The 476-nt window shown below is 40.5% G+C and carries 1 protein-coding gene; it reads right to left on the reverse strand.

Annotation, left to right across the window (positions count from 1 at the left end; all coding sequences use genetic code 11):
• Positions 1-231: 231 nt before the first annotated feature.
• On the reverse strand, positions 232-476 hold a 245-nt coding region (locus HC176_RS16315), incomplete at its 5' end, for a sensor histidine kinase (RefSeq protein ID WP_167920061.1).

Genomic DNA, 476 nt, shown 5'->3' on the forward strand with positions numbered 1-476 from the left:
TATATCGCTTAAAAATTGCACAGCATAACTGCCGGCATTTTTAGCCACATCAGAAAGGTCTGTAAGCACTAGTACATTCATAGCTTCATTTGAACGCACAATACTAAAGCCATTATAATTACCGAAAAATGATTAAGATCACTTTATCCAATTTATTTCTCCGGCTAGGTTACGGCCGACTAATAAGAATTGGATAACAAGATCTCTATTTGTGAAGTCGCAAAAAGTGCTTTAGCCGCTCTTCTTTGCCTGGAAAGGAGCCTGAAAGAATACTTTAAATAAGGTTCCTTCTCCCGGAGTGCTTTCCATCTTAATTCTCCCCTCCTGGCTCTCTATCATTCGTTTTACTATGTACAGCCCCATGCCTGTTCCTGCTATTTCCTGGTTAAGCCTGGAAGATTTTTTAAAGATGTCCCGCTGTTTTTCAGCAGGAATACCAATACCATTGTCTTCCACACAAAGAAACACGCGCCCCT

It is taken from the genome of Tamlana crocina (assembly GCF_012037625.1).